Below are 14,343 nucleotides of genomic sequence, written 5' to 3'. Positions count from 1 at the left end.
AAATGGCGGAGAGGGAGGGATTCGAACCCCCGGGACCGTGAAGCCCAACGGTTTTCAAGACCGCCGCATTCGACCACTCTGCCACCTCTCCGCGAAGCGCATGGGTTTTGGCCGTGCGGGCACAGCATTAGCGGGGTCTGGCGGGTTTCGCAATAAGCTGAACGTTGCTGCGGTATTTGCTGACAACGCTACTGCTGATAAATGCGCGGGCGAGGGGCGTTAACCGTGTTTTCGGCGCGGGTTTGCGCTTGGGCGGCATCGGCGCGAGACTTTTTGCTGAATGGGGCGGGTGCAACCGCAATTGCTTGCTTTTCAGGGCTTTCCCGTGCTTTTAAGCTAGTAAGGAAAAGCAAAAGAGCCTGGAAAAATCCGGGCATGTCAGGTGTGTCTGCGTGGACTAGCCGCGTAGAGCACGACCACAAGGGGAGTTCTGAATGACACTTACAGAATACGATCTGGTTCAGACATGGATTCCGGCGTCTATGATCGCCGTGCTCATGTTGCTGATCCTGCTGGACAGCATGTGGCTGTCGCGCAAGTCCCGCAAGGAGATGGCCAGGTCCGGCGGTGACGGCGGACCCAGCACAGGTGGCGGCGGCGGTGGTGGCCGTGACAGCGAAGCCAAATGGCATGAGCAGAACAAGTCTGATTTTGCGGCGCGCCAGTGGCACGAAAAAAACCGTGAAATCCTGCGCAACAAGCAGGGCACAGCAGCTCAGGCGGTGGGGGCAGCCCCCACCGCTGCGTTTGCCATGGGCGCCTCCAATCAGCCGTCAGCGAAAGCTGGCGGTTATTGGGGGCCGTGGATTGTGCTGACCAGCCTCATTCTGGGTGCCGGGCTGGCGTTCTACGCGATTTTCCCGCTTACCCAGCAATAGGCTTACCCAGCAATAGATACACGCTTACGTCTAACCTGACCTGAACGCTGCTTCACGCAAATACCGGCAGTTCCGGCAGAGCCTCCGCCAGCGGCAACGCGATGAGCGCTTCTGCCAGCGCCTGCGGCTCCGCAACTCCCCCAAACTCCATAAGGCCAATCGCTTTGGCCACAACGTCCGGCGGCATCAACGGTGCCTCAGGGTCTCCCTTTGCGCAGTCGCGCGCGGCGCGGTGCACGGTACCATCGGTCATCACCACTTCAACGGCACTTCCCCAATCACGCGGATAGGCAGAGGCGTAAGGATCCACCACCTTCACTTCAATGCCGGACGCCATGCGGTGTGCCTTGAGACGGGCCGCATCGTCAAACGATCCAAGCGTTACATCGCCGTCGTGCAGCGCTGTCGCGATGCAATGTTGCAGCGAGAACTTGGCTTCGTATTCGCTGTTCGCGTGGGGGCGGTCACACACATCAAACGCGGCGCGATAGGTTTCAACGGTAATGGCGTGAATGTCGTCCGGGCCTGCGTGGTGAAGCGTTTGGTGCAGCTCCAGCGCGGCGTCAATTGCCGGGTGCGTATGGCGGCACGAGGGCCACGGCTTCATCGAGGTCAGCACGAGTTGCCACGGGCCGTCGGCGCGCGACATCACCTGCGTCACGTCCCCATCAGGGCAGGCGGCGGCGAAAAACCCGCGCGGACCTTCGAGGATTTTTGGCGGGCCGGTAAAGCCCAGTGCGGCCAGATCTGCGGCCTGCACGCCGGCCTGCGCGGCGTGGCCTGCATGAAGGTGCTTGGTCATGGCCCCGGTATCCAGAAACTCCCACAGTCCTGACGACTGGCTGCCGGCGTTGCCCAGCGCATCCACCGTTGCGTCTTCGTCGAGGCCCAAAAGTGTGGCGGCGGCCATGGCGGAGCCGTAGGGGCCGCAGGTGGCGGTGTTGTGCCAGATGCGGTAATGCGCCGGGCCGACGCCCATGCCGACGCGGGTTGTGAGTTCAAACCCTTCCAGCACGGCGCGCAAGAAATCCGGCCCCGTGGAGCCTTCGCGCATTGCAACCGCCCATGCGGCAGGCACAACCACGCAGCCGGGATGCACCACCGAGGCGCGATGCAGGTCGTCGGTCTCCAGAATGTGAGTGAGAGCGCCCATCAGCAGCGCGTGCGCGCCGGTATCAAATGGTGCTGTTGGCTTGTGAGGGCCATTTCCCGCCCAGCGCAGCAGCTTGCGGCCGGGCTCACTGTTGCGGCCGCCCAGCATGTTGGCCACAGCGTCCAGCACAAACAGCGCGGCCATGGCCAGATCGTCGCTGCTGGCGGCCTTGGCACGGGTGTGGCGCACAAGTTGGCGGGTGAGGGGGATGTCGCTGGTCGGGGTCATCAATTCGTAAACACCTCGTTTACCTTATTGCGGGCACTATGAGTGCCATAATTGGGGACTGCCATGATGGGGGCCGGTGCGCTCCTTACATTTACAGTGTAGCGAGGATAATGGGGCCATGAACCGGATGATGTCACGCGCGGGACTTTTGCTGGGCGCCTGTCTTGTGGTTGCGGGTTGTGCGGAAACACAGCTTGCCGGAGCCGTGATGAAGGAAGTGAGCCGCAGTGAGATTCCGTCCGGGCAGGGCGGTTACTGGAAAGTCGGCAACCCTTATCAGATTGCCGGTGAGTGGTACTACCCGCGCGAAGACGAGCGCTACGACAGCACAGGCATCGCCTCGTGGTATGGCCCGCAATTTCACAAGAAGATGACCGCCAACGGCGAGATATTCGACATGCATCAGGTATCGGCCGCGCATCCAACTCTGCCGATGCCGACCATGGCGCGGGTGACAAATCTTGAAAACGGCCGCTCGCTGATTGTGCGCGTCAATGACCGCGGCCCGTTCGCCCGTGGCCGCGAAATTGATATGTCGATGCGCGCGGCAGAGCTGTTGGGCTTCAAGGAACAGGGCACCGCCAAAGTGCGTGTGCAATATCTCGGCAAGGCTGAGGGCTGGACCGGTGAGCAGGGTTTGCAGACGGCGGATGCAGCAGCCCCTGTTGCGCCTGCGGTTGCTCAGGCAGCAACATACATGCAGCCGGTGGAAGAAAACAACGACGACGACGGCATTGCGACGGCAGGTCTGCCGCCACTGCCGGGCTCTGCGGTTGATGTATCGCTGCTGGCCGGTGCCGGTTCAGCGGCAGCAGGCGGGGCTTCCGCAGTTGCACCGTCTGCCCCTGCGTCGCAGAGCAACATGATGGCACCGGTGGCGGATGCATTTTTTGTACAGGCGGGGTCTTTCCGCAGCGCAGGCAATGCCAACGCGCTGGCCTCGCAATTATCCGACCTTGGTCCGGTGGATGTCACCGAATCAGTGGTGGACGGCACGTCGTGGTATCGGGTGCGGGTTGGGCCGGTGACCAACAGCCAGGGCGCGGACGGCCTGCTGCAGTCGGTGATTTCACGTGGCCAGAATGGTGCCCGCGTCGTCATAAAATAGGCGCTTTGCTCACCTAAAACTGCCGGTTACTGCGTCGTTTTGGGTGGCTATGCCTGCCTTTTGTGCGCGCCCTCTGGCACCCGCCGCCAAGACGCGGTACTCCAATCAGTGCGCACATTTTTGAATCGGGTGCGCGCCGATGGAGCCTCTTGCCGATGATCGCCCGCAACGTTTTTTTTGCCGCTTTTCTTGTTCTGGCCACACCCCTTGGCGTGCCAACCGCGCAGGCTATTGAAACACCTGCCAGCTATCTGTCGCTGATGGACTACGAGACCGGCGAGATCATTTACCAAAAGCAGGGCGACGCACTGATGGCACCCGCCTCAATGTCCAAACTCATGACCATGGTTATGTTGTTTGACGCCATCAACGAAGGCCGTGTCACGCTCGAAGATGAGTTTGTGATCTCTGAAAATGCGTGGCGGCGGGGCGGAGCGGCGTCGGGCTCCTCCACCATGTTTGCCGAGTTGAACAGTCGCGTGCCGGTGCGTGACCTCATTTATGGTGTCATCGTGCAGTCGGGCAATGATGCGTGCATTGCAATCGCAGAGGCGCTGGCAGGGTCTGAGGCGGTGTTTGCTGATCGCATGACGCAGCGCGCGCGCGAGATTGGCCTTGCGACGTCCACATTCAAAAACGCAACCGGATGGCCGGATGAGGGCCACTTGATGACGGCCAATGAACTGGCCATTCTGGCGCGCTACATCATTGAGACGTACCCGGAGTTTTACGAGATTTACGCGGTGCGCGATTTTGAGTGGAATGGCATCAGCCAGTCCAACCGCAACCCGCTGATTTACATGAATATGGGCGCCGATGGCCTCAAGACCGGGCATACGTCTGTTTCAGGCTATGGCCTCACGGCCTCAGCGGTGCGGGACGGGCGTCGGCTTATTCTGGTGGTCAACGGCCTGTCGTCGGAGCGCGAACGCGCCAACGAGACACAACGCCTGATGGACTGGGCGTTTCGCGAGTTCCGCCGCTATGAGTTGCTGAAGGCTGACCAGGTGCTGGAACGCGCGCCGGTATGGCAGGGCAGCAGCCGCACCGTGCCGCTGGTGCTTGCGAATGATCTGGCGCTCACCATGTCGCGGGACGGGCGCAAGGGGCTTGATGTCAAAGTGCGGTATGACGGTCCGTTGCGCGCGCCAATTGCGGCGGGCGACACGGTAGGGCAACTGGTTGTCACCGCACCAGGAATGCCTGAACGCACGGTGCCGCTGGTTGCCGGTGCAAGCGTTGAGGAACTTGGGCTGTTCGGCAAGGCAATGGGTGCTTTGACGACCCTTGTTTCCGGCCAGTAACAAACCAGCATGATGCGGGGAAAGTTCATTACGTTTGAAGGCGGCGAGGGGGCCGGCAAATCCACGCAGGTTCGTCGGCTGATTGCCGCACTGGACAAGCGCGGCATTGAGGCACTGGCAACGCGCGAACCAGGCGGCGCACCGTCTGCGGAAGAAATCCGGTCGCTGCTGGTCAGTGGCCCACCAGACAGATGGCGACCATTGTCGGAAGCGCTGCTACTGAATGCGGCGCGCAACGAACACCTTGAACGCCTGATCCGGCCCGCGCTGGAGGAAGGGCGCTGGGTCATCTCAGACCGGTTCGCGGATTCAACAACCGCCTATCAGGGATACGCGCAGAAACTGGGGACGGATGTGACAGCCGCGCTTGAGGCGCTGGTGGTGGGGGACACGAAGCCTGACCTCACGATTATTCTGGATGTGCCGGCCGACAGAGGGCTTGAGCGGGCGGCGGTCCGCGAGGGCCGCAACCCGGAAGGCGAGACGCGCTATGAACGCTTCAGCATGCGGTTTCACGAGACGCTGCGGCAGGCTTTTTTGGAAATCGCCAAAGCTGATCCGCAGCGTTGCGTGGTGATTGATGCCGTGCAGCCCGAAGCCGACGTATCGGCGCAGATATGGCACGCCGTTACGGCGCGCTTTGCCGAAGTGGCAACCTAGCCATGGCACGCGCACCGGCCCCCATGGACCTGCCCGAACCCGACCAGCTTGAAGGCTTTGCCCATCCGCGCGAAACAGAGCTGCTGTATGGCCACGCGGACGCGGAAGAAGCGCTGCGCACGGCCTTCATGTCGGGCCGGTTGCATCATGCGTGGCTGGTGACGGGGCCTGCGGGCATAGGCAAGGCCACGCTGGCCTACAGGTTTGCGCGGTTCCTGCTCAAATACAGTGACCCGCGCATCGCCGAGGCCGCCAACGTCAAGACGCTGCATCTGCCGCCTGAAGACGCTGTGTTTCGCCGCGTTGCTGCACGCGGCCATGCCAATGTATTGACCCTGCGCAAGCCGTGGAACGACAAGACCAAAAAGTTCATGACCGTGCTGTCGGTGGATGAAGTACGCCGGACGCACGACTTTTTCGGCATGAAGGCCGGTGAGGGCGGCTGGCGCATCTGCATTGTGGATACGGCAGACGACATGAATGCGAGCGCTGCCAATGCGTTGCTGAAAGTGCTGGAGGAGCCCCCCGCGCAGACCGTGTTTTTTGTGCTTGCAAATCATCCCGGCCGGTTACTGCCCACCATCCGCTCGCGCTGTCGCCAGCTTGCGCTCAAACCGTTGCCGCATGACCAGTTGATGGCTGCCGTGCAGGGTCATCTGGGGCATATGGCGGATGGCGATATGGAAGCCGTGGCCAAGCTGGCGCAGGGCAGTGTGGGCCGCGCCCTGCAACTGGCGGGCGGGGGTGGCATTGAGCTGTATCGTGAGGTCAGCGGGCTGATTGCAGCACTGCCAAAGCCGGACGTTCCGGCCATTCATGCGCTGGCTGAAAAACTGGCACGACGCGGCAATGACCAGGCCTACAGCATGTTTCGCGATCTGTTGTCAGACTGGCTGGTTCGGCTGGTGCGCAGTGGCGCACTGCCGCCGGGCAGCGATGACGAGGTGATTGCCGGGGAGGGCCAGGTGATGGCGCGGCTGGCTGCGGGCACGTCGCTTGATCGGTGGGTAGAGGTGTGGGAAAACACGGGCCGCACCGCTGACCGGGCGGAGGCGCTCAATCTTGACCGCAAGCAGGTGATCCTTGGCACGTTTGCAGCGCTGGAAGCTGCAGCGCGCGGATAGCCTGCACTTGCGTTGACCGAAAGAAAAACCGCCATGTCCGGCGACAAGAGTTTTTATATCACCACCGCCATTTCCTATCCCAACGGCGCGCCGCATATCGGCCACGCCTATGAGGCGCTGACCACTGACGTGCTGGCACGCTTCAAGCGGCAGGACGGCTATGACGTGTTTTTTCTGACGGGTACGGATGAACACGGTCAGAAGATGGTGGAGACGGCAGAAAAAGAAGGCATTAGCGTAACGCAGCTTGCCGACCGCAACACGCCCAAGTTCAAAGCACTTGTGGAAGCCCTCAACTGCTCCAACACCGATTTTATTTCCACGCGTGAGCCACGTCACCACACAGCGTCTCAGGAAATATGGAAGCGGCTGGCTGACAAGGGCGATATTTATCTGGGCAAATATGAAGGCTGGTACTCGGTGCGCGACGAGGCGTTTTATACCGAGACCGAACTGACCGAAGGGCCAAACGGCGAGAAGCTGGCGCCCACGGGCACCGAGGTGAAGTGGATGGAAGAAGAGAGCTATTTCTTCAAGCTCTCTGCCTATCAGGACAGGCTGCTTGAGCTGTATGAAATCCAGCCGGGCTTTGTGCAGCCGGACGCCCGGCGCAACGAAATCATGTCGTTCGTCAAAGGCGGGCTCAAGGATCTGTCGGTCTCCCGCAAGACGCTGACATGGGGTGTGCCGGTGCCCGGCGATGAAAGCCACGTGATGTATGTGTGGATTGATGCGCTGACCAACTACATAACCGGTGTTGGCTTTCCCGGCATTGATGATGCGACGTTTGCAAAGTTCTGGCCCGCAGACCTGCACATTATCGGCAAGGATATTTTGCGGTTCCACACGGTCTATTGGCCGGCGTTTTTGATGTCCGCTGAGATTGCGTTGCCCAAGCGTGTTTTCGCACACGGCTTTTTGTACAATCGCGGTGAGAAGATGTCGAAGTCACTGGGCAATGTGCTGGACCCGTTCGGCATGATTGACGAATACGGCGTGGATGCGTTCCGCTATTTCTTTTGCCGTGAGGTGCCGTATGGGCAGGACGGCAGCTATGGCCACGAAGCCATGGTCAACCGCATCAACGCGGACCTTGCCAATGATCTTGGCAACCTGGCCCAGCGCTCGCTGTCGATGGTGGCAAAAAACTGCGATGGCGTGGTGCCGCAGCCGGGTGATCTTTCTGACGACGATCGCGCCATGCTGCGGGCGGTGGACGGCCTGCTGCCTGCAGCGCGTGAGGCAATGGACGCGCAGGCTATTCACACCTATGCGGGCGATGTCTGGAAAGTAGTGGCGGATGCCAATCGGTATTTCGCGGGCCAGGAACCTTGGGCGCTGAAAAAGACGGACCCGGAGCGTATGGGCACCGTGTTGTATGTGACCGCCGAGATTATTCGGCAGGTGGCAATACTAGCGCTGCCCATCATGCCCGCATCGTGTGCTGCGTTGCTGGACCAGGCGGCGGTGGATAGTGATGCGCGGACCTTTGCACATCTGGGTGAGGGCGGGCGGCTGGTGCCGGGCACGGCACTGCCAAAGCCCGAAGGTGTGTTCCCGCGCTATGTGGATGCAGAAAAGGCTGAGTAGGTTTCATGCTTGTTGATAGCCATTGCCACCTTGATTACCCCGGCCTTGCAGAAGACCTGGACGGCGTTGTGGCGCGGGCAGGCGCTGCGGGCGTGCAGCGTATGCTGACGATCTGCGTCAAGCTGTCGGAGTTTGAGCGCGTTCATGCGGTGGCCAAGCGGTTTGACAATGTGTGGTGCACCGTCGGCGTTCATCCCCATGAGGCCGACAGCGAAACCGGCGTGACGGCGCAACGCATCGTTGAAGCCACGCAGGCACCTGAAGTGGTGGGCATTGGCGAAACGGGGCTGGATTACTTCTATGACAATGCACCGCGCGATGAGCAGCGGACGTGCTTTCTGGCCCATATTGATGCGGCCCGGCAAACGCAGCTTCCGCTGATTATTCATGCGCGTGACGCAGATGATGACATGGCCGAGATTCTGGAAGCCGAACACGCAAAGGGCGCGTTTCCGTTTTTGCTGCATTGTTTTTCGTCAGGGCCCGAACTGGCCCAACGCGCGGTGGCCATTGGTGGCTACGTGTCGCTGTCGGGCATCATCACCTTCAAGAAGGCCGACGACATTCGCGAGACAGTGAAAGCCTTGCCGCTGGAGCGGCTATTGGTGGAGACGGACGCGCCGTATCTGGCGCCCGTGCCTCATCGCGGGAAAACCAACGAGCCTGCGTTTACCGCGCACACCGCCGCCAGGCTGGCGGAGATCAAGGGCGTGACGCCTGACGAAATTGCGCAGGTGACAACAGACAACTTCCATCGTCTGTTCACAAAAGTACCAGCCCCGGACACCGCAGCTCATGGCTGAATATCTCAAAGTGACAATACTGGGCTGCGGCTCGTCGGGTGGTGTACCGCGCATCGGCAACAAGTGGGGCGACTGTGACCCCAATGAACCAAAGAACCGTCGTCGCCGCTGCTCGATACTGGTGCAGAAGTCGGCCAAGAAAAATGGTCCGACGACGGATGTTCTGATTGACACGTCGCCCGACATGGCCGAGCAGTTGAACCGGGCCGATCAGCCGCGCCTCGATGCCGTGCTGTACACCCACGCCCATGCCGACCAGGCACACGGCATTGACGACCTGCGCATGGTTGCCATGAACATGCGGGCGCGGGTGGATGTGTATATGGATGAGACAACCGCCAGATGGATTACCACGCGGTTTGATTATTGCTTCAGGACACCTGAAGGCTCCAGCTATCCGCCGATACTGAACCCGCATCCGCTGGAGCCGCATGTGCCGGTCACGATTGACGGGCCGGGCGGGCCGGTAACGTTTGAGCCGCTGCTGCTTGAGCACGGCGATATCCCAGCGCTTGGCTTCAAGGTCGGCCAGGTTGCCTATTCGCCGGATGTGGTGGGCGTGCCGCCGCGTGCGCGCGATGCCATTCGCGGGGCTGACTGCTGGATTGTGGATGCGTTACGGCGGATGCCGCATCCTTCGCACGCCAACCTTGATATGTCGCTTGGCTGGCTGGCCGACGTAAAGCCGAAGCTGGGCGTGCTCACCAACATGCATGTGGACCTTGATTACCAGACACTGGTGCGCGAGCTGCCTGAGGGTGTGGTTCCGGCCTATGACGGCATGGTGCTGGAGTTTGACCTGTGAGCGGCGCAGATGATGAAGGGTGGCAGGGTGGTTTGTTCACCGCCGGTGCGTTTGAGGTTTCAACAGACCGCAACCGCCTCGACCGCACGCTTATTCTCAACACCCTGTCGGACACCTACTGGGCGGGCGACCTGTCGCCGGACCGGCTGATGGAAAGCGTCGCCAACGGGCTGCCGTTCGGGCTCTACCAAAGGTCCGACTCTGGCAGTGTTGCCCGGCAGATCGGCTTTGCGCGACTGGTCACGGACATGACCCGGTTCGCCTGGGTCTCAGATGTGTTCGTGATCGACAGCCACAAGGGGCAGGGGTGCGGCACGCTGCTGATGCGCGCCATGCTCAGCTACCCGCCGCTTGAGCACGTCTATAACTGGACGCTGGCCACCCGCGACGCGCACGGATTTTACGAGCAGTTTGGCTTCAGGCTGGCTGACGGCAAGGATGCCACGATGCAACTCAAGCGCCCCAAAAAGCCGATCAGCTAAGGGCGGCATCCGCCTAACAGTCCATTAACGCCCCTGTGCGACACTCAGACCCTGAGGGAACTCCATCGGGTTTCCAGCAAGGAGGGTGCGCCCATGGTGCGCTATTCAGGTGTGATCGAAACACGCAAAATTGACAGGTTGCTGACCGGTGCTGAACTGGACCGCGAAAAGCGCCGTGCGCTGCAGGAGTTCGCCGAGCGCATGGATCGCACGATCCTTGAGGCCAACTATGAAGTGCTGCACGCCAAGTTGCCGGATGTAACACTCAAGACCATGACGCGGCTGGCTGTACGCATTGCAGAGCTTCGTGCAGCCTACCTTGCCAAGGCACTGGCTGTGGCGGACCAGCCCGGCGTGCCGACCGCCAGTGCGCTGGACGACCTGCAGCGCCACCGCGTGGCCTTTGAAGAGCTGCGCGAGGCGTTTGAGGCCCTCGAACGGGTTATCGAGCGCGGCTACACAACCGCCGTTTAGGCCGTCATTTCAGCACTTTACAGACCGTTGTGCTTACCGTCGCACAGCGGCGCGTTTGCGGTGTGTTTGCACTGGCAGAAATAGACCTGCCGGTCCTCCTCGGCTTTGTATTCCATCGGCTCAAAACCCGTGCCTTTATGGCTGCCATCGCAAAACGGCTGCGCCTTTGAGCGTCCACAGCGGCACCACCAGTAGGTTTTACCGGCTTGGACATCAACCTTGGCGGGTGCTTTTGCGGCGATAACGGGCTCGGACATATGGTTTTCCTCAGGTTTACGATGCGGCGGTAGTGCCAGGGGCCGGGAGCGGTGGCGGTGGCGGGGCTAACTCATCCAGCCCGGTTGAAATCACGGCATTCATCACGCTGGCTGCGTGCCGGTGTTTGACGATCGCCTGGTAGCCGTCGGAGTTATACCACGCCATGACCGCATCGTGGCTGGGGAAGCTGATGAGCACAAAGCGGGTGGCTTCCCAGTTGCCTTCGAGCACCGTGGGGGCTTCGTCAACACTCAGCAACGTGCCGCCGAATGTCTCAAACACCTCCATGAAACCAGCCTCATAGGCTGCGTATTCTGCGCGGTCATGTATGGTGATGTGGCCGGAGACATAAACGGTCATGGGGTGCGCTTTCCGTCAGATTGCATTTGTTTTTCTGCGCTGACTATAGGCACTCCGCCCACTGGAACACCAGATATATATTTTCCATAATATATATTATGCGCTAAATTGATATTGCCGGAGAGCCCGATGAGTGATGCTGCACCCGCCACCAAACCCACCACTGAAAATCATCTGCGCGAGACCTATTTGAAGCCCCATGACGTTGCTGTGTCCAAGGACATCAGACACATTGATGCCCATTGCGCGCGGTTCATCGAGTTGTCGCCGTTTTGCGTAATCGGCACCTCACGGACGGATGGTCTGGGCGATGTGTCGCCGCGCGGTGGCGAGCCGGGCTTTGTGCATGTGCTCGACAAAACGCATCTGGCCATGCCGGACCGTCCCGGCAACAACCGGCTCGATTCACTCACCAACGTTGTGCATAACCCGGCTGTTGGATTGCTGTTCTTTCTGCCGGGCCTCAGCGAGATGTTGCGGGTGAACGGCACGGCGACTATCAGCCGTGAGCCGGAGTTGATGGCGCGGTTTGTGGCAAACGGGCGCCCTCCTCTGTCGGTGCTGGTCGTGGAGGTGAAGGAGGCCTATCTGCACTGCCCCAAGGCCGTGAAACGTGCGGCGATCTGGGATCAGGAAACGCACATAGACCCCAAGGATTTTCCAAGCCTCGGCCAGATCATGCGTGACCAGCTGGCGCTTGATATCGACGCTGAACTTATCGACCAGGCGTTGGACAAGGACGCCAAGGACAACCTTTACTAAACGGCACGCCCACCCGACATTCCCCTCATCTACCTGCGAGATACCCATGCCTCTTCCTGACCTTCGAGCTTTCACATCCGGCCAGACTGCCGTCATCACTGGTGGTGCTAACGGCATTGGGCTCGCCACCGCACAACGCCTTGTCGCTGCGGGACTCAAAGTGGCGTTGATTGACCGCGACGAAGAGGCGCTTGCTGCGGCCACAGAAACGCTCTCAGGCGGTGGAAAAGTCATCTCTCACTCCTGCGACGTAAGCGATGCCGAAGCCATGAAGGCGGCCGCAGACCACATCATCAGTGAGCTGGGTCCGGTGTCGGTTCTCATGAACAATGCCGGTGCGGGCATGAACCCCGGCAAGCCGTGGGAGAATGGCGACGGGTGGCGTCAGCTTCTGGGCATCAATCTGGGCGGCATCATCAATGGCGTGCAGGCTTTTGTGCCGGGCATGATTGAGGCGGGCGCGTCGGGCGTTGTCATCAACACTGGCTCCAAACAGGGCATCACCCTGCCGCCGGGCAACAGCGCCTACAATGTTTCGAAGGCAGGCGTCAAAGCCTTTACGGAAACGCTGGCACACGAGCTTCGGTCGCTCGATGGCTGCCGGATCACAGCGCATCTGCTGATCCCCGGCTTTACCTACACCGGCATGATCCGGCAGTTTCTGCCCGAAAAGCCACCGGGTGCGTGGACGTCTGAACAGGTGGCGGACTTCATGTTCGACAGCCTGGCGCGCGGCGACTTTTACATTCTGTGCCCCGACAATGATGTGGACCGGCCGACTGACGAAAAGCGCGCTGAGTGGACCGTTGGCGACCTCACCAACAACCGGCCCGCCCTCTCCCGCTGGCACCCGGATTTTGCGGATGCGTTTGAAGCCTTTATGAAGGGCTGACACCACAACACACATCTGCCGGACAAACTTTCATGCCTCTCAAGATTGCCATCGTGCCTGTCACACCGCTTCAGCAAAACTGTTCGCTCCTGTGGGACGACGAGACAATGATGGGCGCTATCTGCGACCCCGGCGGCGACATCGGCCGCCTCACCGACGCCATTGCGGAGGCGGGCTTCACACTTGAAAAAGTGCTGCTGACCCACGGCCACCTTGACCACGCGGGCGCAGCGGGCGAACTGGCCCGCACCTACAATGTGCCCATTGAAGGTCCGCACAGGGATGATCTGTTTTTGCTGGAAACACTGCCTGAACAGGCTGAGCGCTATGGCATGCCGCAATATGATCTGTTCGAGCCAACACGCTGGCTGGACCAGGGCGACACGGTGCAGGTGGGCGGGCTGACGCTGGACGTCATCCACTGCCCCGGCCATACACCGGGACACATCGTGTTTCACCATGCGCCCTCGCGGATTGCGCTGGTGGGGGACGTGATTTTTCAGGGCTCGGTGGGCCGCACGGATTTTCCGCGGGGCAACCCGCAGCAGCTTGTGGACTCGATCCGCAACCGGCTGTTTGTGCTTGGGGATGAAATCGGGTTCGTGCCGGGCCACGGGCCGCTCTCAACGTTTGAGCATGAGCGCAAGACCAACCCCTATGTGTCAGATCAGGCGCTGGGGCTTGGCTGATGGCACAACCGCAACGGCCGTTTGATCTCACTGGCAAAGTTGCGCTCGTCACCGGAGCCGCGCGCGGCCTTGGGCTGGAAATGGCAAAGGCGCTGGCAGCAGCGGGCGCGCATGTGTTTGTCGGCGGGCGTGATGCGGCTACAACCAACGCTGCGGCTCAGCAGATTTGTGATGCAGGGCACACCGCCACCGCCCTCACCTTTGATGCGTCAGACGCAGCGCAGGCGGCAACTGCCATCGCCGAACTCGTCACGCAGACCGGACGCATCTATATTCTGGTGAACAATGCAGCCGCGCGAGACCGGCGCGATCTGTTTGCGTTTGAGCCCGAAGCCGTGACGCAGCTTTTGCACACAGACCTTGTGGCGCCATTCGAACTGTCACGCCTTGTGGCGCGGCATATGGTGGACGCGGGCACGGGCCGCATCATCAATGTCACATCCATCGGCGCGCATATCTCGCTCAAGGGCGACCCGGTGTACGGCATGGCCAAGGGTGGCCTTGCTGCTGCCACACGTGCGCTGGCTGCCGAGCTTGGACCGAGCAACATAACGGTCAACGCCATTTGCCCCGGCTTTTTCGCCACCGAGTTCAACGCACCGCTGGTGGACGTTGAGGAGATCACGCAGATGCCGCGTGACCGCTCGTCGCTGGGCCGCTGGGGCGAGCCGCACGAAATTGGCGGGGCTGCCGTGTTCCTCGCGTCAGACGCTGCCAGCTTCATCACCGGCCATACGCTGGCGGTGGATGGCGGCTACATGACACACTACTAA

General features: G+C 60.8%; 18 protein-coding genes and 1 tRNA gene. 14 read left to right on the top strand and 5 right to left on the bottom strand.

All coding sequences use genetic code 11. From position 1 onward, the window contains the following. Positions 1-3: 3 nt before the first annotated feature. Both RIB87_RS01165 and RIB87_RS01160 read right to left on the bottom strand, forming a co-directional pair. Positions 4-91 (bottom strand) — tRNA-Ser (locus RIB87_RS01165). Positions 92-188: 97 nt separating this feature from the next. Then, complete coding sequence (locus RIB87_RS01160) at positions 189-377, bottom strand: hypothetical protein (protein ID WP_350142639.1); 189 nt, start codon at positions 375-377, stop codon at positions 189-191. A 57-nt stretch (positions 378-434) separates the two neighbouring features. Between RIB87_RS01160 and RIB87_RS01155 the strand changes: the two genes are divergently transcribed. After that, entirely contained in the window at positions 435-878 is a 444-nt protein-coding gene (locus tag RIB87_RS01155; RefSeq protein WP_350142637.1) for a hypothetical protein, read from the top strand. A 52-nt stretch (positions 879-930) separates the two neighbouring features. Here RIB87_RS01155 and RIB87_RS01150 read toward each other — a convergent pair whose 3' ends face one another. Then, a complete protein-coding gene (locus RIB87_RS01150; protein ID WP_350142635.1) occupies positions 931-2,259 on the bottom strand; it encodes an MmgE/PrpD family protein in 1,329 nt (442 codons plus the stop codon). A gap of 118 nt (positions 2,260-2,377) precedes the next feature. On the opposite strand from RIB87_RS01150, the gene RIB87_RS01145 reads away from it, so the two are divergent. From RIB87_RS01145 to RIB87_RS01105, 9 genes are all read left to right on the top strand, one after another. Next, positions 2,378-3,367 (top strand): septal ring lytic transglycosylase RlpA family protein, encoded by a 990-nt coding sequence (locus tag RIB87_RS01145; protein WP_350142633.1) that lies wholly within the window; start codon positions 2,378-2,380, stop codon positions 3,365-3,367. A gap of 155 nt (positions 3,368-3,522) precedes the next feature. Next, a complete protein-coding gene (locus RIB87_RS01140) occupies positions 3,523-4,671 on the top strand; it encodes a D-alanyl-D-alanine carboxypeptidase family protein (RefSeq protein ID WP_350142631.1) in 1,149 nt (382 codons plus the stop codon). A 9-nt stretch (positions 4,672-4,680) separates the two neighbouring features. Beyond that, positions 4,681-5,331: a dTMP kinase gene (gene tmk / locus RIB87_RS01135; RefSeq protein WP_350142629.1), complete on the top strand. Its 651-nt coding sequence runs from the start codon at positions 4,681-4,683 to the stop codon at positions 5,329-5,331. A gap of 2 nt (positions 5,332-5,333) precedes the next feature. Beyond that, complete coding sequence (locus tag RIB87_RS01130) at positions 5,334-6,455, top strand: DNA polymerase III subunit delta' (RefSeq protein WP_350142627.1); 1,122 nt, start codon at positions 5,334-5,336, stop codon at positions 6,453-6,455. Positions 6,456-6,488: 33 nt separating this feature from the next. Beyond that, positions 6,489-8,045 carry a methionine--tRNA ligase gene (gene metG / locus RIB87_RS01125; RefSeq protein WP_350142625.1) on the top strand — a complete coding sequence of 519 codons (1,557 nt, stop codon included), beginning with the start codon at positions 6,489-6,491 and terminating at the stop codon, positions 8,043-8,045. A gap of 5 nt (positions 8,046-8,050) precedes the next feature. Further along, positions 8,051-8,848 (top strand): TatD family hydrolase, encoded by a 798-nt coding sequence (locus RIB87_RS01120; protein ID WP_350142622.1) that lies wholly within the window; start codon positions 8,051-8,053, stop codon positions 8,846-8,848. Next, entirely contained in the window at positions 8,841-9,653 is an 813-nt protein-coding gene (locus tag RIB87_RS01115) for an MBL fold metallo-hydrolase (RefSeq protein ID WP_350142620.1), read from the top strand. Before RIB87_RS01120 ends, RIB87_RS01115 begins: the two co-directional genes overlap by 8 nt. Beyond that, entirely contained in the window at positions 9,650-10,135 is a 486-nt protein-coding gene (locus RIB87_RS01110; protein ID WP_350142618.1) for a GNAT family N-acetyltransferase, read from the top strand. The genes RIB87_RS01115 and RIB87_RS01110 overlap by 4 nt, the downstream gene beginning before the upstream one ends. Before the next feature lie 93 nt (positions 10,136-10,228). After that, positions 10,229-10,609 carry a hypothetical protein gene (locus RIB87_RS01105; protein WP_350142616.1) on the top strand — a complete coding sequence of 127 codons (381 nt, stop codon included), beginning with the start codon at positions 10,229-10,231 and terminating at the stop codon, positions 10,607-10,609. Positions 10,610-10,626: 17 nt separating this feature from the next. Here RIB87_RS01105 and RIB87_RS01100 read toward each other — a convergent pair whose 3' ends face one another. Next, positions 10,627-10,866 (bottom strand): CDGSH iron-sulfur domain-containing protein, encoded by a 240-nt coding sequence (locus tag RIB87_RS01100; protein WP_350142614.1) that lies wholly within the window; start codon positions 10,864-10,866, stop codon positions 10,627-10,629. A gap of 16 nt (positions 10,867-10,882) precedes the next feature. After that, the gene (locus RIB87_RS01095) at positions 10,883-11,227 is read right to left on the bottom strand and encodes a DUF1330 domain-containing protein (protein ID WP_350142612.1); all 345 of its coding nucleotides are present in this window, start codon (positions 11,225-11,227) and stop codon (positions 10,883-10,885) included. 129 nt (positions 11,228-11,356) lie between these two features. Between RIB87_RS01095 and RIB87_RS01090 the strand changes: the two genes are divergently transcribed. Genes RIB87_RS01090 through RIB87_RS01075 form a run of 4 tightly spaced genes read left to right on the top strand, consistent with a single transcriptional unit; the run spans position 11,357 to position 14,343 of the window. Next, positions 11,357-11,989, top strand: coding sequence for a pyridoxamine 5'-phosphate oxidase family protein (locus RIB87_RS01090; RefSeq protein ID WP_350142610.1), 633 nt, complete (start codon positions 11,357-11,359; stop codon positions 11,987-11,989). A 46-nt stretch (positions 11,990-12,035) separates the two neighbouring features. Next, complete coding sequence (locus RIB87_RS01085; protein WP_350142608.1) at positions 12,036-12,881, top strand: SDR family NAD(P)-dependent oxidoreductase; 846 nt, start codon at positions 12,036-12,038, stop codon at positions 12,879-12,881. Positions 12,882-12,913: 32 nt separating this feature from the next. Continuing rightward, the gene (locus RIB87_RS01080) at positions 12,914-13,570 is read left to right on the top strand and encodes an MBL fold metallo-hydrolase (RefSeq protein WP_350142606.1); all 657 of its coding nucleotides are present in this window, start codon (positions 12,914-12,916) and stop codon (positions 13,568-13,570) included. Beyond that, entirely contained in the window at positions 13,570-14,343 is a 774-nt protein-coding gene (locus tag RIB87_RS01075; protein WP_350142604.1) for an SDR family oxidoreductase, read from the top strand. The genes RIB87_RS01080 and RIB87_RS01075 overlap by 1 nt, the downstream gene beginning before the upstream one ends.

The organism is Pyruvatibacter sp. (assembly GCF_040219635.1).
Classification (GTDB): domain Bacteria; phylum Pseudomonadota; class Alphaproteobacteria; order CGMCC-115125; family CGMCC-115125; genus Pyruvatibacter.
The sequence above is the reverse complement of the archived record's forward strand: the minus strand, read 5'-3'. Positions and strand labels throughout refer to the sequence as shown.